The organism is Photorhabdus sp. RM96S (genome assembly GCF_042879335.1).
In the GTDB taxonomy this organism is placed as follows: Bacteria; Pseudomonadota; Gammaproteobacteria; order Enterobacterales; family Enterobacteriaceae; genus Photorhabdus; species Photorhabdus kayaii.
Window position 1 is genome coordinate 1 of the sequence record NZ_JBHFKT010000154.1, and the last position, 654, is coordinate 654.

1 protein-coding gene is annotated in these 654 nt (G+C 63.8%); it reads right to left on the bottom strand.

Features of this window, described 5'->3' with window-relative positions:
• Nucleotides 1-12 precede the first annotated feature (12 nt).
• Nucleotides 13-204, bottom strand: a complete 192-nt coding sequence (locus ACGF49_RS24710; protein WP_387493368.1) for a hypothetical protein — start codon at nucleotides 202-204, stop codon at nucleotides 13-15.
• Nucleotides 205-654 lie beyond the last annotated feature (450 nt).

Sequence of the window (654 nt, forward strand, 5' to 3'; positions counted from 1 at the left end):
TCGATGAGCGGCTTAATGCGTATAATTGGCATTATGTCTTGCGCCCCCGCGGGTCAGCATTAGCGGGTGTGGCGCACAAGGCTGACGCCTTCTGCTGTCAGCCGCTGAGCCGGCCATCGGCAAAAACCCGTGTTCTTCTTTAGCTGCCGTGCCAACGTCCGGCCAACAACCCTGAAGGCAGGTCGGCCTGCGACCTCCGCTCATTGACTTCCCCCCGCCCCAACCCTGCTGCACTGGCTGCGCGCGGCTCGCACTGCGCTGCGCTCCGTTGCTCGTCCCCGTGCTCGCCATCTCCGCCCCGTGCAGCCCCCGGGGGCTTCCCTGAACCCAGCGAGGTCATGCAAAGCCGAGCCTGGTCTGAAACGCCCGTGCCTCAGAGCGTCGCAGGGGCGCCGCTTGCGGGCTCTCTGCCGCCCGCGCCCGCAGAACGGCCGCCCGCCGCCCAAACAAGTTGGGCGACGTTCGCCCGTTGCCGAAAAAGGCGCTACACTGACAAGGGCTTGGCGGGGAAAACCGGCCTTCGGGTACGAAAAGCGCGTCAGGGGGTTTTGAGTTCGGCGACAAAGCAGCACGGGAAAAACCGGGTGGTAACTGACTGAGGGCATTAGGAAAATCGGCGTTCGGTAATCAGCTTCGCAATGGAATGGGTTGTTA

Coding starts and splice junctions, on each gene's coding strand:
- ACGF49_RS24710 (WP_387493368.1), bottom strand. CDS start 204: ATGAGCGGAGGTCGCAGGCCGACCTGCCTTCAGGGTTGTTGGCCGGAC.